Below are 22,042 nucleotides of genomic sequence, written 5' to 3'. Positions count from 1 at the left end.
TTTGTTTTAATTGTATTGCTAATAGTTGAACCAGAATTAATTGTTATCCCAGAAAATTGGTGAAGTCTGAGGCTCAGGGTTATTTTCTAAAGCAACGTTTGCTGCGTTATAGTTGTATTCGTTTTGTGGGTACCTGTACCTTAATGGGATATGATTTGTACCAATACTTGGGGATTCTGACCTTGGGATGTGTGGGTAAGGGCCTGTTGACTGATCAGGTGCTGTACCACTATTCAAAGTATTCAACCTTCTAAAATCAACCCAAGCTTCGAAATTGTTAACCCCTACAAGGCTCAGATATTTCTGTTTGTAAAGATTAGCTGTTGAGAATGGATTTGCTGCAATGATAGCATTTGCTTCAGTAGTAGCATTTGTTACACCCAACCATGTAAAAGATTCAGTGATCGCAAGCCCATAAGTAGCTGCAGCAGTAGCTCCTGCAAAAGCAGCTCCATTTGATAGGGTCCAACCACGGTTCTGAGCTTCAGCTTGTAAGAACAAGCTTTCAGTAGCAGTTAACATCCATTGTGGCTGAGAGAAGGATTTAGCTAGTCCCGGACCCGCAACACCTGATGAGTTAGCAGATTTTGGGTTATCCGGATCTGAATCCACAAAACCATAATCATAGCCGAAGTAAGTGTTGCCACTCAAAGGAGTTGCCGCTCTTTCGAAATAATACTGATAACGGATATCATTACCACCCCTAAGTTCATTCAAAACATAGTTATTGGCCCTGTTATACTTATCTATCGCAGTTCCATTAATATCCAGTTTGTAGTTATTCCAGAATGGATTCTGTTGGCTAACTTTTGCAGAGTTCTCTGCTTTTTTATACCCAGGATCAACCTGTGCAGTCTGCCCGCTATTCAGGAAACCATCTGAAGTGATCTTAGCCAATTCAGTATTCAGGTAAGAACTATTCACATTTGAAGTATGGATCAACAGTTTTAAACGCTGTGTATTGATGAACTTTTTCCACAATGTTACGCTACCGCCAAACATAATGTCAGTGCTATTAGTGAAAGTGTTCAGACCATTGTCACCAGGCATCGGAGCGCTAACCAGGGCCATCGCTTCGTCCAACTGAACAAAAAGGTCTTTGTAGATATCCGCACCTTTATCGTATGCAGGCAAAATGTTGCCGTTTACATCGAAAGCTTTGCTGTAAGGAACGTTATTATAAGTATCCACCAGGTACATGAAACCTACGGTTTTCATTGCTTTCGCAATTCCTTCGTAAAATTTCTGGCCGCTTGCATTTGCTTTTTTAGCGATCACACTGTAATCGTAAAGGTTATCGTACCATGAAGCCCAGCCACCAGCACCGAAACCGGTGGTGATGTTGTATGATTCTTCTTCAGTGCTCGGACCGTAATCTCCACCGCGTGTCCAATATCCCATCCAGCGTGCCACTGCAGCGTATCCTGCACCGGCGTTGGAAGCAGTTGCATTCAATGCATAAGGAAGGATCAATTCTGGTGTAATAGACTCCTCTGTAGGGCTATTCGGATTTTGATTTATATCAAGGTAACTCTTTTTACAACTAGCGATAGCTAACGTAAAGAACAGAATCACCAAATAAATGTATTTTTTCATAATAAATTATTTTTTCTGTTTATTCTTTATGATTTAGAAAGTAACGGTAACATTGATACCCATGACCCTGGTTGGAGGGCTGATCTTAGAATTGCTTACACCAGATGTGTTAGTATTGGTGAAGTTAAAGTCCGGATCGGTATACTGGTTAGATTTAGGAACAAATAAGAACAGATTCCTTGCATTTAACGTTACGTTAACCGCCTTGATCAGTTTCTGGTTAGCAAAAACCTGAGCAGGGAAATCATAACCCAATGATACTTCACGTACCCTCCATGAATCAGCTTTGATCAGGAAGTTTGAGTTAACGCTCCTATAAACACCTGTATAGAAATCATTTACGTTTGCAACAGTTACGCTTGTATTTTCAACATATTTACCCGTACCGTCATCATATACTGAATTAGGGAACACGAAACGTTCGCGGTGGTTTTGTGCTGTAGCAGCAGAAACACCAGTCCAGGCCATCGCAGAAGCGATATTCGCGTAAGCATAGTGACCGCCCCTGTATTCACCTACAACAGAGAAAGTGATCCCTTTGTAAGTGATAGAAGGTGTAAGACCTACGATCCATACCGGCATGCTACGACCATATTGTTTGTTGTTAGGGTCAACGATCGGGTAGCCATCTTCAGCACCTACGATCACACGTCCCTGATCATCCCTTTTGTAATCGCTCGCCATGAAAACGAAAGCTGGCTGACCTACGATAGCGTAGTTAGCAGCTGTGGTGTAACCACCAGCGAACAGCCTGTCAAGACCCGGGTAAATTGATTTTACTTCACTTGTACCGTAAGTTGCATTTCCTTTGAAGTTCAATTTAGCAGCACCGATGTTTACCAATGGGCTAAGTTTCAGATCCATTTCAATACCCCTGTTCACAAAAGACGCAGCATTTACGTATACGTTTGTATAACCTGTAGCAGAAGATACTGCAACCGGAATGATCTGATCTGTGTTATCCTGCGTGTAAGCAGCAACTTCGATACCGATCCTGTTTTTCCAGAAAGTAGCTTCCAGACCAACTTCTTTACTTTCGATGAACTCTGGTTTCAGGTTTGGATCATACAAAGTATTCTGAGCTGTATAACCTGGAACGTTCAGAGGGAAACCTCCATTGTTTGCTCCGTAAGTTGAAGCCAGTGAGTATGGTGCAATATCAGCATTCGCTGTTTTGTTCCAAGAACCACGAACTTTCAGGTAAGAAAGGAAGTTGTCGCTCTTAATGCTTGGGATCGCGTCAGAGATAACCAATGAAAGGTTGGCTCCGGGATAGAAGAAGTTATTGTTGTTGGTAGCCAGAACTGAAGTCCAGTCATTACGACCAGTCAATTCGAGGTTAACCCATCCCTTATAGCTGATACCTAATGAACCGTAAAGTGACATAGTACGGCTCGTGCTTACTGAATTAGAACCAGAAAGAGCAGAGCTCGCATTACCTACATTATACAATAATGGAACTACAAGGCTGGTAGAACCTACACTGCTGGCGCGTGTTTGAGATTCCCTGATATAGTGACCAGCGATCACGTTGAAACCGAAATCACCCGCTTTTTTATTCCAGTTACCGAAGATCTCAGAAGAGATACGGCTGCTGCGGCCGAATGACTGGCTAACAGCACCTGGAATGGTAGTATTTGTATTTACGTTCACACTCGGAATAGACAACTGGCCTTTAGAAGTACCTTGTGCATTTGTGTTCCTGAATGATCCTGCAAGCCTCCATGTGAAAGACAATGAAGAAGATGCTTTAAAGCTCAGATCCAGGTTTGCCAACAGGTCATCTGTCTGACCTTTCTGACGCCAGTTGTCAATCGCAGAGTAAGGATTGAGACCGTAGTGGTTGAAATATGTATTGTAATTAGCATAAGGATTGTTGTTGAAATCCTTATAAGAAGTAATTGGAACGTGCGCAGGTGTGTTGAAGATAAGGTTCAATAAACCGTCATTCAAACCAACGTTGTTAGCAGCGTTGTAATCACCCATCTGGTTGTCATCAAAAATGTCGTAGTTCTGCTGGATGTAGTTAACGTTGAACCCAGCCCTGAATTTACCATAATCGCGGCCTGTATTCAAACGGATACCAGTCCTGCGGTTTTTATCATCCGGAACTATACCCTTGATCCGTGCATCCTGGATACTCAGGTAAAAATCTTTTACACCGAAAGAAACGTCAGTCTGGCTTGTAACGCCAGTATTGAAAAATTCTTTCCTTGAATTGTTCGGGCTATATTTAACCATTTGCTGTGCACCATTTTTCAATGGAGAACCCAATGGCACCATAGAACCATCGAAAGCAGGTCCCCATGACCAGTTTTCATATGGAATATATTCTCCGTAACCACCACTTCCGAATTCAGTCTGGAATTTAGGGAACAAAGAAATAGTAGAATACTGTTGAGTCTGGCTGAAAGTTACTGTAGGGTTGTTCCTTGAACCACCTTTCTTAGTAGTAACAACTATAACACCATTACGTGCATCCGGGCCATAGATAGCAGCACCAGAAGCACCTTTAAGAACAGTTACATCCTGGATATCCTGTGGATTGATAGAAGAGATGTAGTTCAAAGGAGTCTGAACACCATCCAACAATAACATCGGGTTGTTGTTACCTGTCAGTGAACGGATACCACGAAGATTGATTTTCACATCTTCAAATACACCGTTGTTGATGGAAGTGATATTCAAGCCGGAAACTTTACCCTGAAGACCGTTAGCCACGTTTACCGGGCTGGACTGGGTAAGTTCTGCATTGTTCACTTTCGCAGTAGCATAACCAAGGTCTTTTCTTTGCCTCTGAATACCCAATGAAGTAACAACTACTTCCGTAAGAGCTGTACTTGCATTCCTTACAAGAGAAACAGACCCGGAATTTCCAGGTGCATCTGTAGTGATTGCATTGTAGCCTGTAGCAGAAATAGTCAAGCCGCCAGTTCCCCTCATTTTGATGGTATAGTTACCATTCTGATCAGCGACAGCATTGTTTTTGGTTCCGGTTTCCTGGATAGTTGCAAAAGGAATTGCAACACCATTTTCATCAGACACTTTGCCGGTCACCACCCGGTTTTGTGCATATGTCAATACTCCACAAAGCATTAACACAGTAAACAGTGATAAGAATCTTCTCATGTGCGATTAGTTAAAAAGTTTAATGAATTGTAAAAATAAGGATAAATCGTTAACATAAAAAAAATGTTAATTCTTTTATTTTGTCCCTTTTCCAGTTATAATTGAGGACAGCAGGCGGATAAAAAATGCTGCGTGGGAAATAAAAAATGTTAAAATCTGTACATTAACTGGAGCCTGACGTCCGTCTTATGCTTCTTATATATCTCATCCAGGCCGGTACCCACAGAAGTCTCGTCGGGGTAGATCGTCTGGGCCCATTTTGCCCATAGAGACAGCCTTTTTCCAAAATCATAGTTGATATTCATGTAATAACGATACCCTTTCCCGTAGAATAATGGGATGGAAAAACTGTACAGAACATCACTTTCGTAGGCATACAACCGGCTGTTATAGTCATCAGTTTCGAAGTATTGCAGACGGATATTACCCGACAAAGGCTTCATCACAGGCTTGTAAAGCACATCTGCATACAACAGGAAGCCATTTGCTGCGGCGGCGCCTTTTTTATCGTACCATACCATTTCAGCCCGGCTGCGGATGGTGAATGCCGTACTTACCCTGTAAGACAACTGCGTGCGCCAGTTTTGCTTTGGCTGCGGCACCACCGGGTTTAGCGGCAACTCTTCCGGATTATAATTGATCGATTTGCTCTCAGATTTGAAACGCGTGTAGATCTCCAGCACCTTATTGGGCTTGTAAGTCAACTGTACCAGGTAATCCGAACCGGTTGTAGGTGCATTCACCCTGTATTTCAGCCATGGGAAGCGGTACACGTCCGCATAAGCATCAATCCTCCAGCTGCTGGCGGGGCGGAGGGTGATCCCTGAAAAAAAGCCTTTTTCGTTCGTCGGGTAAGTATTTTCTGTAAAAGCGCTTGTGTAAAGCGATTGGTAACCTTTGGAGATATTGCGGTAGAAAAAACTCATGTCTACATTGTTGGAAACACTGATCAGCAAACCATTCACAAAAGCCAGGTAACCCTTATCGGTAGTGGCTGCTTCCCCGAACAAATGCATATTCTTATAAGTATAGCTGTAATCGAAGCTGTAATTGCCAAAACTTTTGCCCGTCAGGGCATATTTATTATAGGGCTCCGGTTGTTTTACCAAAGGAAATTTAAAACTGTATTGCACCGCATTCACACCGAGGTGCAGGCGCTTCAGCTGGTAACTAAGGTTGCCGCCAAATGCGAGCTGGCGCTGGGCTCCCTTGTCTTCCACTTCACTTTTGGTCCGGTGCAGCCCTGAAGTCTGAAGGGAGGAAACAAATTCATCGAGATTGCTGGAAGTATCTGCCGCGTTGAAATTGACGTCTATTTTCTTGTAAGACCCGAAAACAGTGGCTTCCCAGTTGTTTTTTGCAAGGGTGATACCAACCCCGCGATGAAAATTGATCTCACCCGCCGAGTTGTATGGCCTCAGCACAGATGCCTGCCGTTTGGTAGCAAGTATATCGGGCCCTTTTTTGAACGCGAGGCTCATCCATTGCGTAAGGCCCTGGCCCATGTTTACGGTGAAATCGCCGATGGCCAGCGACCGCACAATCCCTACATTCCGGATGAACAGGTGCGCCGAATAAAAATCGAAGCCGTTCTTCTGGCTTCCTTTGAAAAATTCTTCCCCCGCATCCTTCTCTCCTACCACACCATATTGCAACAGGTTTTTGTAATTATACTTATATCGTACAAATAATTTTTGCGGCGAACCGGGGTAATAACTGTTGGTAACGGCGGGGTCGGCCAGGAAGCCGCGTGATCTCTCCAGCGTCTGCGAAACCCTTACCAGCACTGACTGATCGCCATCGCGAAGCCTGGTGCCCAACGCATCCATCATCCCCATGTTGGTGCTCACGGAAACGTAAGGCCTGATCCTCTGTATGGTGGCGATATCCCAGCCGGGGATGGCCTGTATTTCGTAAATGCTGAGCAATTTTCCGAGGATGGAACGGTAGGCGATGAGGTTCTGGATCTGTATGGGCGAAAGCATCCTGAATTCTTTCAAAGTTCCTGCATCCACCGTATTGAGGTTGATGGGGTTTCGCTGGTATTGCGTTAATTCCTGGAGATAGGAATCATCTTCCGTCTCCATATCCTCATTGTTTTCGGTAATATTTTCGAGCTGCTGCTCAACGGTAGTACTGGGCTGCTCTACCGGGTTTACAGGTGTTTCCTTCACCTGCGAATACACGCTTCCGGAGGCAAGAAAGAATAGAAAAATGATGGCTATCCTTTTCATTCTTTATCCTCCCCGAAATTTACGATCAATAACAGACCGGGTGAAAAACCGAGTTGCGGATGGTAACTACCGGATACGTCTAAACGAAGATTTTTCCAGCCAACACCCACACCGCCAAATGCGCTGCCAGTCTCACTCATAAAGCCTGCCCTGGCAAAGAATTGTTTTTTGAATTGATATTGTATACCACCAACAACATTGATATCACGGTCTTCTTCTTTAACCATTTCAGCGCTTACATAAAAATTTTCAGAAGCGTCGTACCCTAATCCGAGTTTATAGGCCGAAGCAAGTTTTTCATTTTCTTCTTTATCCAGTTTTCCTCCTACAGGATTGTAGGCATGTATGCCCGCATTGAGTTTATCGGTAAGGTGCAGGATCGCCCCTGCTTCAAAATTTACGGTAGAAGCATTGCCGTAGGTCGGTATCCTGTATCCGTAGTAGTTGAATTGTACGCCGATATCTACTTTCTTGCCCAGCGAACGGCCATAGGCCAGCCCTGCTTTCTGCTCATTGAAATTTGAAAATCCTGAGTAATTTGCCTGCACCCCGAAATTGCCCAGCTTCGACCTGAATGCTCCTGCAAAACCATAAACACTGTTATCTGCTATCAGGAACCTGCGTTCTCCGAAAACGCCGATACCCGAAGTTTTCAGTTGCGCCAGCGCCGCCTGGTTATTGGTAAAGGCAAAAGGATCTGTTTGTTGGGTAGAATATGCGCCAAGGCTGATGTAAGGCATACTTACGCTATACCTTACTGATTGGGCAAATGAATGTTGTCCGTATAATAAGATAGCCAGGCTAAGAAGGGCTACCAGGAGTGATTTTCTCAAAGCAATAGTTGTTTAGTACAATAACCGATGAACAAGTTAAGTAAAAAGCCCAAATAAAACTCCGGCCGCCAAAACATATCATTAAATCAATATTACTTTATACTTTTGCACATGCAAATTTTAGATGGAAAGATCGTTTCACAGGCCGTAAAAGACGACCTGAAGCAACAGACATTAGATTTAAAAGCCAAAGCCGGTAAAACACCACATCTTGCAGCCATTCTTGTGGGCACAGATGGCGCCAGTGAAACCTACGTAGCCAGCAAGATCAAAAGCTGCGAAGAGATCGGGTTCAAAAGCAGTTTACAACGTTTTCAAAGCGATATTGATGAATCCACGCTGGTGGAAGCCATTGAGGCATTGAACCGAGATGCGGATGTGGATGGCATTCTGGTGCAACTGCCGTTGCCAAAACATTTCAATGAAGAAAAAATCATCAACCTGATAGCGCCGGAAAAAGATGTGGATGGTTTTCATCCCATCAGCCTGGGTAAGCTGGTGCAGGGTTTACCGACGTTCATTTCGGCAACGCCGTATGGTATCATGCTTTTGCTGAAGCATTACAACATCGATACCGTGGGTAAACATGCGGTGGTGATCGGCCGCAGCAATATAGTAGGCAGGCCGATGAGCATATTGCTAAGCCAGAATACCAATCCCGGCAATTGCACCGTAACCCTTTGCCACAGCAAAACACAGAACCTTAAAGACATCTGCCTGCAGGCCGATATCATTGTAGCGGCGCTGGGCAAAGTCTCTTTCCTTACTGCAGATATGGTGAAAGAGAATGCTGTGGTGATAGATGTAGGAATTACAAGGGTTGCAGACAGCAGCAAAAAATCGGGCTTTGCCCTGAAAGGTGATGTGGATTTTGAAAATGTGGCACCGAAGTGCAGTTATATCACGCCGGTTCCGGGTGGCGTAGGGCTGATGACCATTGCGGCGTTGCTGATGAATACGTTTAATGCATGTGTGAAGAAATAATGAAAAGTGTAGCAGAAAATACCGTGATGCCGGTGATGGAATATTTTTATACCATCCAGGGAGAAGGCTTCCACCAGGGAAGGGCCGCTTATTTTATCCGCCTTGGCGGATGTGATGTAGGCTGTGTATGGTGTGATGTGAAAGAAAGCTGGGATGCGGATGCGCACCCGAAAAGATCGGTGGATTTTTTACTGGAAGAAGTAAAAAAAACACCTGCCAGGCTTATTGTCATAACCGGCGGCGAACCGCTGATGCACAATCTTGATGAGCTGACAAATACGCTTCAGCAAAATGGATTTGAAACCAATATTGAAACCTCCGGTTCTTCTCCGCTAAGCGGCAGCTGGGACTGGATCTGCCTTTCGCCCAAAAAATTCAAAGCGCCGCTGCCAGAAGTTATTGCAGCCGCAAATGAATTGAAAGTGATCGTATTCAACAGATCAGATTTTAAATGGGCCGAAACGTATGCTTCACAGGTGCCTTCTTCCTGCAAGCTATACCTCCAGCCTGAGTGGGGCAAAGCAACTGAAATGATGCCGCTCATCGTGGATTATATCAAGGAGAATCCGCAGTGGGAACTGTCGCTGCAGCTTCATAAGTATATAAACGTTCCTTAATTTGGTATAAGGTACCGGCATTTCTTCCTGAAGCCTATCAGGTTTATATTCATGAATTCATTCTTACAAAATCAAATTAATAAACTAATAGTTGTCCATTTTTTTCAAAAAAAATTTTTTGAAAAAAAATGGACAACCTGCGTAAAAAATTTATACCATTGATTCAGGATAAACTGGCTGCCCGACTTCAATAATAACAATGTATCGGCCAGGCTACCGGAGGCTACCCCGGGAGGCACATCCTAATGAAATCCTAAACCCTGATCGCTAATCACTAAACGCTTTATCTTTACTTCCCATAAAAACCAATATGAAACGAAAAAGCGCAGCCATCCTCAAATCCACTTCCTTATTTTTTATTTTCACTTCCTTATTTCTGATTTCCTCAGGTCAATGGTATGACCCTGAAAAGGTGAATAAAAAAGCCGGCGAGATATATGGCAAGGCTTACGAAGAAGCACAGGAAGGGCGGTATAAGGAAGCGATCGCCAATCTTGATGAAGCATTGAAACTTGACCCTAAATTTGTGGATGTATACCTCTCACGGGCAGGCATATACGCAAGTATGAAAAACTATAAAGCTTCTGTAGCGGATTTTGAAACCGGTTTGCAACTCGATAAAGTCTATTCCGAAACATATCTTCTGCCCTACTCCATCTCTCTCGCCGGCACCGGCGATTTTGCCAAAGCGCTGGAAGCTGTGAATAAATTCCTGGCTACGCCAAACCTCAACGAACAAAGCATCAAAGCAGGTAAATACAGGAAATCCGTTTATGAATTTGCGTTGGAATACAAGAAGAACAATCCTGCGACTGATTATGTTTTTGCACCAAAAAACCTGGGAGACAATATCAATTCAAAAGCATTGGAATATTTTCCTTCATTAACGATTGATGGCAGTAAAATGATCTTTACCCGCAGGGAAAATAATGACGAAGATTTTTATGAAAGTAATTTTCAAAACGGTCAGTGGAGCAAAGCCACACCGGTAGAAGGTAAGATAAATACGAACCTGAACGAAGGCGCACAAAATATTTCGCAGGATGGCCAATGGTTGATTTTTACAGGATGTAATTATCCCGAAGGCGCCGGCAGCTGCGATCTGTACATCGCCTACAAGACCAGGTCCGGTAGCTGGACAGAACCGGAAAATCTCAGCGCCATCAACACCGATGCCTGGGAATCTTCGCCGTCACTTTCGCCTGATAAACGCGACCTCTATTTCGCCAGTAACCGCCCCGGCGGGTTCGGCGGAAAAGATATCTGGGTTACGCATCGCGGCCAGAACGGAAAATGGAGCACACCCGAAAACCTCGGCCCCACTGTAAATACAAGCGGCGACGAAGGCTGCCCTTTCATTCATGCGGATAATCAAACTTTATACTTCAACAGCAACGGCCACATGGGTTATGGCATGACGGACCTCTTCATGTCCAAGAAAAATAATGCTGACAAGTGGGAGGCGCCGAAGAACCTCGGTTACCCGATCAACACCATCGATGATGAGGGCTCGCTGATCGTTTCGTCTGACGGTAAAACATCTTATTACGCCAGCGATGGCGGTGATACAAAAGGTGGTTTGGACCTCTACAGTTTTCAACTGCGCGACGACATCAAAGCATCCAAAACTTATTGGGTGAAAGGAAAAGTATACGACAAAAAAAAGAATGAAGGATTGCCTTCTTCTGTGGAACTAACGGATATAGCTACCCGAAAACTGATCTCTAAATTACAAACCGACGAAGATGGCAATTATCTTGTAACATTGCCTGCCGGAAAAGATTATGCGTTCAATGTGAACCGCCGTGGTTATCTTTTTTATTCGGATAATTTTTCCATGCTCAATAACCTTCCTGATTCCTCGCTGACGGTGAACATACCATTGCAGCCCATCGAAAAAGGTGCTTCCATCGTACTCAAAAATATCTTCTTTGAAAGCAAACAATTTGCGCTGAAACCTGAGTCCATGGCGGAACTTGATAAGGTGGTGGCGTTGCTTACTGAAAATCCTAAGCTGACGATCCAGATCAACGGGCATACGGATAATGTAGGCAAGCCTGCGGATAACCTGTTTCTGAGCGTGAACCGTGCAAAAGCAGTCACTGCTTATATCCAGAGCAAAGGCATCGATGCCAGACGATTGCTGGCAAAAGGTTTTGGCGAAACCGTACCCGTGGCTTCCAATGCTACCGACGAAGGAAGATCGCAGAACAGGAGAACTGAATTGAGCATTACTACAAATTAGTTTGAACCACAGAATACACAGAGGTTTGTTTTTAATGATTGAACACGCCACAGGCACGTTCCTGCTCTGTGTGCCTCTGTGTACTCCGTGGTTCAAAATTCGCTTGTTATTTCCCTCATTGTCTGATCAGAAAAAAAGCATTCTCTCCCGGTGTTTTTCACCAATTGCGAAAGCTGTTTTAGGCTAATATTGCCGTTGCCGCCATCTGTGGCATCAGGATATGAACAATGAACTTTTATACCAGCTCGCCCTCACGCTCACGCCCAATATAGGTGATGTACACAGCAAAACACTCATCAGCATTTATGGCAATGCCTCGGATATTTTTAAAGCGCCGATGCACCAGTTGGAGAAGATCGAAGGTATCGGGAGGATCAGAGCGAGATCAATAAAATCTTTCACCGATCTGTCCGCCTGCGAAGAGGAGATCCGTTTCCTGGAGAAAGAAAAGATCATCCCCATTTTCATTACAGAAGAAATGTATCCGCAGCGATTGCTGAATTGTTATGACAGTCCGCCGCTGCTCTTTTTCAAAGGGAATACCAACCTCAATGCCGGCAAGATCGTATCGATAGTTGGCACCCGATCCAATTCAGAATATGGCAGGCAAATGTGCGAACGGATGGTGGAAGAACTGCGGCAGCAAAACGTGACGGTGGTGAGCGGACTGGCTTTTGGCATCGATACGATCGCTCACAGAGCGGCGTTAAAAAACAATCTTCCCACTATCGGCGTGCTGGCACATGGCCTCGACAGGATATATCCTTCACAAAATCATTCGCTCGCAAGAGAAATGCAGGAATATGGCGGCCTGCTGACGGATTTCAGGAGCGGCACTTCTCCCGACAGGCAAAACTTTCCGCGGCGCAACCGCATCGTAGCCGGTATCTGCGATGCACTTATCGTAATAGAAAGCAACCGCCGCGGCGGATCGCTCATCACCGCCGAAATTGCCGCCAGTTACAACAAAGACCTGTTTGCCATCCCCGGCAGGGTCAATGATATCAAAAGCGAAGGCTGCAATTATCTTATCAAAAACAATAAGGCCACGATGATCACTTCCTCGGATGACATTTTTCTCGAAATGAACTGGATGCCTAAAACACGCCCGGCAAAAAAGCAACAGCGCGAACTCTTCATCGAATTTTCGCAAAGCGAAAAAATTATCCTTACTATCCTGCAGGAATCGCCGCCTTTGCAGTTGGATGAAATTTACCGGCGTTCCGGCCTGGGCAGCGGTATCGTGGCAGAAGCACTGTTAATGCTTGAAATGCAGGGGATAGTGGAAAGCCTGCCCGGGAAAAAATACAAGCTCAATTAAGAATTAAAAATTAAGAATTAAGAATGTTTATGGTTTGAAGCACTTTCCAGGGAAGGAAGTCATAAAGGGCGGATACATTCTTAATTCTTAATTTTTAATTCTTAATTGTTTTTTTATCTTTGCACATGGCTACAATAAATAACTCCTCCAGTAACAAATCCCCTAAATTTTTCGGCGAAGGTTTAACGTTTGATGACGTACTGCTGATGCCTGCTTATTCTGAAATACTTCCCCGTGAAGTAGATATCCGCACACAGCTCACCCGGACGATATCGCTGAATATCCCCATGCTGAGCGCAGCGATGGATACCGTAACCGAAGCCCAGCTGGCCATTGCGCTGGCGAGGGAAGGCGGACTTGGAATTTTACATAAGAACATGACCATCGATCACCAGGCCGACCAGGTACGTAAGGTGAAACGCAGTGAGAACGGGTTGATCCTCGATCCTGTAACGCTTACGCCAGACGCCACTATCGGCGAGGCTTTGAGGCTGATGAAGGAAAACCGTATCGGTGGTATACCGGTAGTGGATGCCCAGCAAACACTGGTTGGTATCCTTACCAACAGGGATCTCCGTTTTGAGATCAACCATAAAGAAAAAGTGGGGAACGTAATGACTTCTCAAAACCTGATCACGGCGCCGGAAGGGACCAATCTTAAAAAAGCCGAACTCATCTTCAAGAAAAATAAGATCGAGAAATTGCCGGTGGTAAATAAAAAAGGAAAACTGATAGGCCTCGTAACATTCGGAGATATATTGAAGCTGAAAAGCCATCCGCATGCCATCAAAGATGATTTCGGGAGATTGCTGGTTGGGGCCGGAGTAGGCATCACCCGCGATACTTTACAAAGGGTGGAAGCGCTGAGCAAAGCCGGTGTGGATGTTGTCTGCCTCGACAGTGCTCATGGCCATACCAAAGGCGTGATAGACATGCTGAAATCCATCAAAAAATCTTTCAAAGGATTGCAGGTGATTGCCGGAAATGTAGGCACGGCTGCGGGTGCAAAAGCCCTGGCAGATGCAGGAGCCGATGCGGTGAAAGTGGGCATAGGACCAGGTTCTATCTGTACCACCCGTATCGTTGCCGGCACAGGCGTTCCGCAGATCACCGCTGTGATGGAAGCCGCCGCCGCATTGAAAGGCCGCAACGTAGGCATCATCAGCGATGGTGGTATCCGCTACACCGGCGATATGGTAAAAGCACTGGCCGCGGGCGCCACCTGCGTGATGATGGGGAATGTATTTGCCGGAACGGAAGAAAGTCCGGGCGAAACCATCATTTATGAAGGAAGAAAATTCAAGCAATACCGCGGCATGGGATCGCTGGGTGCTATGGCACAAGGCAGCAGCGACCGGTATTTCCAGGATGTGGAGGATGATATCAAAAAATTCGTTCCGGAAGGGATCGAAGGGCGTGTACCTTTTAAAGGGAACCTGAGGGAAGTGGCGCACCAGTTTACCGGCGGATTAAAAGCAGGGATGGGTTATTGCGGAGCCGCTACCATCAAGGCTTTGCAGAATGCCACTTTTGTAAAGATCACCAACGCGGGTATCAAAGAAAGCCATGCACATGATATCGCTATTACGAAGGAAGCGCCAAATTACAGCAGATAAAATTTATAATGGATAACGGAATAATGGATAATGCTTTCTCAGGAAAGTCTTTTCACCAGTAGAAAACTAATCCCCCCTCCGAAAATATTATCCATTATCCATTATACAATTATCCATTATTATGAGTTTTTTTTCAAGGACCATTTTAGTTGTTTTTTTTGCATTCATGCAAAATATGGCCTCTGCACAGGATTCATCGCGGCTGCGCATCTCCCTGCTCACCTGCACACCCGGCGAAGAACTCTACAGTACTTTCGGCCATAGCGCCCTGAGGGTGATAGACAGCAACAGCGTTTCCGATATGGTCTTCAATTACGGAACGTTCAACTTCGAAGAAAAAGGCTTTTATGTAAAATTCATCCGCGGAAAATTATTGTATTGCCTCAGCTGGTCTTCCTTTGAAGATTTCAAGGCTGAGTATGTTTTTGAAAACAGGGGCATCACCGAGCAGGTATTGGATCTTAGTGGCGAAGAAAAACTAAGGGTAATGGCGGCCATCCGGGAAAATGCGAAAGAAGAAAACAGGTATTACAAATATGATTTTTTTCTTGATAACTGCACCACCCGCTTACGCGACCTCATTGTAAAAAACAAATCGCCGAAACCTCAATTGCCCGCGGTAATGCCGGAAAAATTCCGCTTTCGCCAGGCCATCCATCAATACCTCGATCAGAATCATAAAGACTGGAGCAAACTGGGCATCGATATCTTACTCGGCGCTCCGTGTGATGCGGTGATGACCACAGCTCAACAGCAATTTCTTCCGGACAACCTGATGATAGCACTCGACAGTACGAAAAACACCCGAATGGTGCTATCATCGCAGAATGTTTTGCCGGTAGAAAATAATTTCTTTTCAGCCCTTGGCAAAAGCATGAGCAAATTAAAATTCAACCTGTTTGAATTTACCTGGTTCACGCCCATGGTTTGTTTTTCGATACTTCTGCTGCTTTTCATGGCACTCAGCCTGATCCATAAAAAAGTACGCGTATTGCTGAACGTGCTTGATGGCCTGTTATTTTTCACCACCGGCGCCCTGGGCATATTACTGCTCTTCATGTGGTTTGGTACCGATCACAGCATGACCAAAACAAATTACAACCTGCTTTGGGCATTCCCAATGCATATCATCATCGCTTTTTGCATGAACAGTAAAAAAAAACTGGTCAAAAAATATTTCCTCTTCACTACTTTGGGCATGACATTGGTACTGATCTCCTGGTCGTTTTTACCACAACAAATGAACAACGCGTTGTTGCCTGTGGCAATACTGGTATTATTCAGGGCATTTGCCCGCTACCGTAAAATGCAGGCGGGCGTGTAGTTTTCTTAAATCTACCTCATGCTGAAAAAAATCACTTTTTCCGGATCGGATATCCATTACACCATTTCAGGAAAAGGCAAACCGGTAGTGTTTGTCCACGGCTTTGCCGAAGACAGCCATGTATGGCACCATCAGGCCGCTGCCTTTGAAGCAGGCTACCAACTCATCATCCCCGACCTGCCGGGGAGTGGACGTTCGCAAATTTTGCAGAAGGAAAATGCGTCGCTGGAAGATTACGCGGAATGTATCAGGGCAATCCTGGATAATGAACAGATCACACAATGCATCATGATCGGCCATAGTATGGGCGGGTATATCACCCTTGCTTTTGCTGAAAAATACCCTTCCCTGTTGTCCGCGTTTTGCTTATTTCATTCCAGCGCTTACGCGGATGATGCCGAAAAAGTGGCAGCGAGGAAAAAAGGGATCGGTTTCATACTTGAACAGGGTGCGGAAGCGTTCCTTAAAGCAACTATACCCGGTTTGTTTTACGATCAGGGTAAAAGCAAGGGGGTGATGGACGAACTGCTGCAGAAAAGCAGTTCGTTTTTGCCGGAGGCATTGATCCAGTATTATACGGCCATGATCAACCGGCCAGACCGGACAAACGTATTGCGGGAGTTCAATGGCGCCATCGGCTTCATCATGGGGCAACACGATAAAGCGGTACCATTTGAACAAAGCCTTCAACAATCGCATCTGCCTGAAATGTCGTATGTGTACATACTTCGGGACAGTGCACATATGGGAATGCTGGAGGAAACAGAGAAAGCCAACGGTATTTTATCAATTTTTTTACAAAACAACTAGATTATCTTTAGAGCAAGACAGCATTATTGATTATTTTACGGTCTTATACTTAACGATGAAAAAAGCACTGCTTATATTGCTTCTGATCATATGTGGCTTGCCTGCTGCTTATGCCAAGCATATAATAGGCGGTGAAGTGATCTACGATTATATAGGCCCGGGTGACGCACCAAATTCAAAGATCTACAGGATCACAGTCCGGCTTTTCAGGGATGGGCAAAATTGTACGCAAGCCACAAGTTGCGCAGAATTGCCTGCCAGCATTCCCATCGGGATCTTCAACAGCGATAATAATAGCCTCAACAGGCCTATCTTTTTTGTTTCCCAAACTTCTTTCGTTAATAACCTGCCGATCACTTTAAAACCCGCCTGCCTGACGAATGAACCAATCTTTCAATACGAGGCGGCTGATTATTCTTTTACCGTAGAACTGCCGAATAATGCTGCTGGTTATACCGTCACTTACCAGACCTGCTGCCGTGTAACCGGCATCACCAATGGTGGGAGTGACCAGGGCGCCAATTACACCACACAGATCCCGGGTGATAACATCCTTATAAGCGGATTGACGGACAACAGCGCCCGCTACGGCACCGGTATTTCAGTTATCTGCTACAACAAGGCTTTCAAGCTCGATTTCAGTGCAGAAGATCCTGATCCACGTGACTCGCTGGTATATTATTTCTGCAATGCATACAATGCGGTCGGAGCATTTAATACAGGCTTCATCGAATTTGTTCCACCACCCTATGTTCCAATAAGTTATTTTGCACCTTATACCGGCAATACACCATTGGGCCCATTGGCAACGATCGATCCTAAAACGGGCATCATTTCGGGCACAGCTCCGGGTACGGGAAAATATGTAGTTTCAGTTTGTGTGGATTCTTACAGGGATGGGCGCTTCATCAATACACACCGCAAGGACTTCATCGTAACGGTGGCGCCCTGCGATTTTGCCGGTTCGGAACTGAACCCTACTTACACCAATTGTAAAGATTCAACTTTCACTTTTCAAAACCTGAATAATTCGCCGCTCAATATCACTTTCCTGTGGGATTTTGGTGATGGGAATACTTCCAATCTAGCCAATCCAACACATACCTACACAGATACCGGGCTTTACACCATCAAGCTGGTGGTGAACAGGGGGTCTGAATGTGCGGATTCCGTAACGGCTCCTTTGCGGGTATACCCGAAATTCATTCCGGATTTCAGCCAAAACTCCCCGATGTGCAAAGGGTTACCGGTGCAATTTAACGACCTTAGTTTTGCAACTTATGGTCCCGTAGACAAATGGAAATGGGATTTTGGCGTTTCCGGCACCCAGGCCGATACCAGCAGGTTGAAAAATCCTACGTATACTTATCCCCTGGCGGGAGAATACAAGGTTTTACTTACTTCAGGCAGCATCAAAGGCTGCAGCGATACGGTTTCTCAGGTAGTGACGATCGTAGACAGTCCTCCGTTCAGCGTGACCAACGATACATTGATCTGCTCGATCGATACGCTCAGGCTCAATGCCATTGCTACCAATCCGGGCACAATTACCTGGACACCGAATTACATGATCAGCAACATCCACAGCTTTACACCGTTGGTAAGCCCGGATGTGACAACGACTTATTACGCTACTTACAGCGATAATTTCGGTTGTACTGCCACCGATTCGGTAAGGATCCGCGTGGTAGATTTTGTTACCCTCTCAGCTATTCCGGATACCACTATCTGCCGCACCGACCAGGTTACCCTGACGGTCAATGGTGATGCGCTTCAATACACCTGGACGCCTGCCGCAACGCTCAGCAGTGCTACGGTGCAAAGCCCTGTAGCCACTCCTACAGCAGCATCTACTACTTACCGGGTGACCGGCCGTATCGGGAAATGCTTCAAAACAGAAGATATCGTCATCAGGACTGTTCCGTATCCTAAAGCGAACGCAGGAAAAGATACCAGTATATGCTTCGGGTTCAATGCGCAGCTGCATGCCACAGGTGGCAGTATCTATAACTGGTCGCCCACGTTTTTCCTGAATGCCGCTGATATTGCTAACCCCATATCGCAGGCGCCTACCGCTAACATCCAGTATATAGTGACGGTATCGGATACACTGGGTTGTCCGAAACCTGTAAAAGATACCATACTGGTGAATGTGATCAGGGTAATAGCCAACGCAGGCCCGAGGGATACTGCTGTTGTAACCGGCCAGCCTTTGCAGCTGAACGCCACCGTCAATATCCCCAACGGCATTTATTCCTGGAGCCCGGGCACCTGGCTTTCGGGTACTACCATCCCTGATCCTGTTTCATCGCCGCAGGCGGATATACAGTATACGCTGGCAATACGAAACAGTATCGGATGTATCGGAAGAGATACGATCAATGTAAAACTTTACCTCGTAAAACCCGACCTGTATGTACCATCCGCGTTTACGCCCAATGGTGATGCCACCAACCCGAATTTCAAACCTATCGCGTTGGGCATACGCTCGCTGGAATCTTTCCGTGTATACAATCGCTGGGGACAACTGGTGTTCTCCACCACACAGATAGGGACCGGCTGGGACGGTACTTTCGGCGGCCGGGGCCAGGAAGCTGCTACGTACGTATGGTATGCCGAAGCCACCGATTACCAGGGTAAAAAAATAAAGAGAAAAGGATCCGTAGTATTGATCCGCTAAAAAATCAATTTCAACAATGACAAAAACCGTTCTGATCACTGGCGCCACTTCCGGCATAGGAAAAGCATGCGCCGAAAGATTCGCAAAAGAAAAATATAACCTCATACTTACGGGAAGAAGGCAGGAAAGACTGGATTCTATCAAAGCACAACTGGAGAACGAATTCTCCATCCATGTATTCACCTGCTGTTTTGATGTGCAGGATAAAAAAGCGGTATTCGATTCCATACAGGCATTGCCGGCCGAATGGCAGGAAGTGCATATCCTTATCAACAATGCCGGTCTGGCCCTGGGCAGGGAAGCCTTTGACGAAGCCGATATGGATGACTGGGAAACGATGCTGCATACCAATGTAGACGGCCTTTTATACGTAAGCCGGGCAGTTTTGCCTTTGATAAAAAACACCGGCGAAGGGCATATCATCAATATCGGTTCCATTGCAGGCAAAGAAGTGTATGAAAACGGGAATGTGTATTGCGCCAGCAAATTCGCGGTAGATGCTATCACCCGTTCGATGCGGATCGACCTGCTGAAACATGGCATCAAAGTAACGGGCATACATCCGGGCGCCGTGGAAACCGAATTCTCCATTGTACGCTATAAAGGAGAAGAGACAAAAGCGAACGCCACTTACAAAGGATTGACCCCGCTGACAGGTGAAGACATTGCGGATACGATCTTTTATTGCGCCAGCCTGCCTAAACATGTTTGTATTAACGACCTGGTGATCACTCCTTTACAACAAGCCAGCACATATTATTTCTTCAGGAAAGACTAAACCGGCATTTCATACGTTATAGTAAGGTTGAAACTATTGACCATGGTCAATATTCCCTGGAACTTGAATAAATGACTGGCAATCACTAGGAAAAATTGTTTTTTGGTACTATACTTGTCTATCCTTTATTCTTATTATAACCACAAATGAAAAACCACCTTACCTCCCTACTAGCCATACTATTCCTTTTCGGAGGATTATCGTCGCAGGCGCAACAAGTCATCCGCCAGATGCCCTGCAAAAACCAGGAGATCATTCACCAGGCGGACAGCATCAAGCAGGAGTTAGCCAAACAAGGTTTTCTGATCGTAAAAGAAGCATCCATGACCATGGAAAGCGAATACGAAATGCCCGTGATCGTTCCGTTGGTGGAAGGGAGTTGGTACCAGTTCGTTTTCATTGGTGATATAAGTTCAAAATTATACGAAGTGCGCATGTTCGACTGGAATGAAAAACAGGTGGCTTATCAGAAAAAGCAATGGGGCGATGTAGATGGAAATGTGATCAGCTACTCCTACATTCCACGCTTTTCTGAATATCATATGATCAAGCCTTTACAGGTAAATAAGAAAAAGAAAAAAGAATTGTGCGGTTATGTGATGTTGCTGAAAAAGACAAAATGACCATCGACGATAGAGGATGGTCATGTTATAATGGTTAAAATTATTAAGGTATTCGATATTTTATCAAAACACAAGATTCATAAAGCTTCGGTGGTCGGTGGTCTGCCCTCTCCCGAATTTAGTTTGTACACTCCGCATTCCTGCGGAGTTTTTTATTCTGTAAGTTTGCAGAAAAAAAGGCATGCAACATAAACCTGTCTATTATGGTGAATACCTTCAACTGGACAAGATAATAGAAGCACAGTTTCCCGAAAGCGATAAACCGGGTAATGAACCGGCTCATGATGAAATGCTCTTCATCATCATTCATCAGGCTTATGAATTATGGTTCAAGCAGATCTTATTTGAAGTAAATTCTGTGATAGATATCATGAGCAAACCCGCGCTGAATGACAATTCCGCCGAATTACAAACCGTAGTGCATCGTCTTCAACGCACCGTTACGATCCTGAAAGTATTGGTACAACAGATAGACATTCTCGAAACGATGACGCCGATGGATTTCCTTGATTTCAGGGATATGCTCCGGCCGGCTTCCGGTTTCCAGAGCTGGCAGTTCAAGATCATCGAAGCAAAGCTTGGATTAAAGTTTGAAAAAAGACATGGACAGGAATATTACATTTCACAGTTGCAGCAAAAAGATATCGATACCATACAAAAAGCGGAAGATGGAAGATCGGTGATCGAACTGATCAACAAATGGCTCGAACGCATGCCTTTCGCTGAAGAAGAAAAATACAGCAGCCTTTTTACCGGTGGCTCTTTCTGGAACGAATATGAAAAAGTATACAGCAACAGCCTTTCGGAAGCAGAGAAAAACAACCTGAGTTTTTTCAAAAATATTTTCTTTTCCGAAGAAGAAAACCCAGAACGTACATTGACCCCGAAAGCATGCCGCTCTGCATTGTTCATAATGCTGTATCGCGGCTACCCGATGCTGGAATTACCATTTCAATTGCTGGATACCTTGCTGGAGATCGACAACCAGCTGGGCAACTGGCGTTACCGCCACATCAATATGGTTCGCCGTATGATCGGAACACGTATTGGCACAGGAGGCAGCACCGGCGCAGGTTATCTCCAGGGAGCCATGGACAAACATTACATTTTCAAAGAGATATCACAGCTGAATAGTTTTTTGATCGACAGAAGAAAGTTGCCGGAATTGCCGAAAGGATTGGCGGAGAAACTGGGGTATAACTTTTAGGGGGTTATTACACGAATTACAGCGAATTACACGAATTAGCGAAGA

At 45.1% G+C, this 22,042-nt stretch carries 15 protein-coding genes; 11 read left to right on the top strand and 4 right to left on the bottom strand.

Annotated elements, in window-relative coordinates:
* Positions 1-36 precede the first annotated feature (36 nt).
* The 4 genes from EGI32_RS19945 to EGI32_RS19930 all read right to left on the bottom strand — a co-directional run bounded on the left by EGI32_RS19945 (position 37) and on the right by EGI32_RS19930 (position 7,792).
* Positions 37-1,596, bottom strand: a complete 1,560-nt coding sequence (locus EGI32_RS19945; protein ID WP_255157428.1) for a SusD/RagB family nutrient-binding outer membrane lipoprotein — start codon at positions 1,594-1,596, stop codon at positions 37-39.
* 33 nt (positions 1,597-1,629) lie between these two features.
* Entirely contained in the window at positions 1,630-4,725 is a 3,096-nt protein-coding gene (locus tag EGI32_RS19940; RefSeq protein ID WP_255157427.1) for a SusC/RagA family TonB-linked outer membrane protein, read from the bottom strand.
* Positions 4,726-4,874: 149 nt separating this feature from the next.
* A complete protein-coding gene (locus tag EGI32_RS19935; protein WP_255157426.1) occupies positions 4,875-6,959 on the bottom strand; it encodes a helix-hairpin-helix domain-containing protein in 2,085 nt (694 codons plus the stop codon).
* Entirely contained in the window at positions 6,956-7,792 is an 837-nt protein-coding gene (locus EGI32_RS19930; RefSeq protein ID WP_255157425.1) for a hypothetical protein, read from the bottom strand. Before EGI32_RS19930 ends, EGI32_RS19935 begins: the two co-directional genes overlap by 4 nt.
* A 111-nt stretch (positions 7,793-7,903) precedes the next feature.
* Between EGI32_RS19930 and EGI32_RS19925 the strand changes: the two genes are divergently transcribed.
* The 11 genes from EGI32_RS19925 (at position 7,904) to EGI32_RS19875 (ending at position 21,997) form a co-directional block, all read left to right on the top strand.
* Positions 7,904-8,776 (top strand): bifunctional 5,10-methylenetetrahydrofolate dehydrogenase/5,10-methenyltetrahydrofolate cyclohydrolase, encoded by an 873-nt coding sequence (locus EGI32_RS19925; RefSeq protein WP_255157424.1) that lies wholly within the window; start codon positions 7,904-7,906, stop codon positions 8,774-8,776.
* On the top strand, positions 8,761-9,393 hold the full coding sequence (locus EGI32_RS19920) for a 7-carboxy-7-deazaguanine synthase QueE (RefSeq protein WP_255157423.1): 633 nt from the start codon (positions 8,761-8,763) through the stop codon (positions 9,391-9,393). The genes EGI32_RS19925 and EGI32_RS19920 overlap by 16 nt, the downstream gene beginning before the upstream one ends.
* A gap of 310 nt (positions 9,394-9,703) precedes the next feature.
* A complete protein-coding gene (locus EGI32_RS19915) occupies positions 9,704-11,638 on the top strand; it encodes an OmpA family protein (RefSeq protein ID WP_255157422.1) in 1,935 nt (644 codons plus the stop codon).
* A 220-nt stretch (positions 11,639-11,858) separates the two neighbouring features.
* A complete protein-coding gene (dprA, locus tag EGI32_RS19910; RefSeq protein ID WP_255157421.1) occupies positions 11,859-12,959 on the top strand; it encodes a DNA-processing protein DprA in 1,101 nt (366 codons plus the stop codon).
* Positions 12,960-13,084: 125 nt separating this feature from the next.
* Positions 13,085-14,575: an IMP dehydrogenase gene (guaB, locus tag EGI32_RS19905; protein WP_255157420.1), complete on the top strand. Its 1,491-nt coding sequence runs from the start codon at positions 13,085-13,087 to the stop codon at positions 14,573-14,575.
* Positions 14,576-14,696: 121 nt separating this feature from the next.
* A complete protein-coding gene (locus tag EGI32_RS19900) occupies positions 14,697-15,899 on the top strand; it encodes a DUF4105 domain-containing protein (protein WP_255157419.1) in 1,203 nt (400 codons plus the stop codon).
* A gap of 18 nt (positions 15,900-15,917) precedes the next feature.
* The gene (locus EGI32_RS19895; protein WP_255157418.1) at positions 15,918-16,709 is read left to right on the top strand and encodes an alpha/beta fold hydrolase; all 792 of its coding nucleotides are present in this window, start codon (positions 15,918-15,920) and stop codon (positions 16,707-16,709) included.
* 55 nt (positions 16,710-16,764) lie between these two features.
* Positions 16,765-19,389, top strand: a complete 2,625-nt coding sequence (locus EGI32_RS19890) for a PKD domain-containing protein (RefSeq protein ID WP_255157417.1) — start codon at positions 16,765-16,767, stop codon at positions 19,387-19,389.
* A gap of 16 nt (positions 19,390-19,405) precedes the next feature.
* Positions 19,406-20,167, top strand: coding sequence for an SDR family NAD(P)-dependent oxidoreductase (locus EGI32_RS19885; RefSeq protein ID WP_255157416.1), 762 nt, complete (start codon positions 19,406-19,408; stop codon positions 20,165-20,167).
* Between the two features lie 146 nt (positions 20,168-20,313).
* On the top strand, positions 20,314-20,790 hold the full coding sequence (locus tag EGI32_RS19880) for a hypothetical protein (RefSeq protein ID WP_255157415.1): 477 nt from the start codon (positions 20,314-20,316) through the stop codon (positions 20,788-20,790).
* A 181-nt stretch (positions 20,791-20,971) separates the two neighbouring features.
* On the top strand, positions 20,972-21,997 hold the full coding sequence (locus tag EGI32_RS19875) for a tryptophan 2,3-dioxygenase (RefSeq protein WP_255157414.1): 1,026 nt from the start codon (positions 20,972-20,974) through the stop codon (positions 21,995-21,997).
* The last annotated feature ends 45 nt before the right edge of the window (positions 21,998-22,042 follow it).

Origin of the sequence: Ferruginibacter sp. HRS2-29 (assembly GCF_024343615.1) — a bacterium.
Lineage (GTDB): Bacteria > Bacteroidota > Bacteroidia > Chitinophagales > Chitinophagaceae > Ferruginibacter.
Note: the sequence above shows the minus strand (reverse complement) of the source record. Positions and strands in the feature narration are given on the sequence as shown.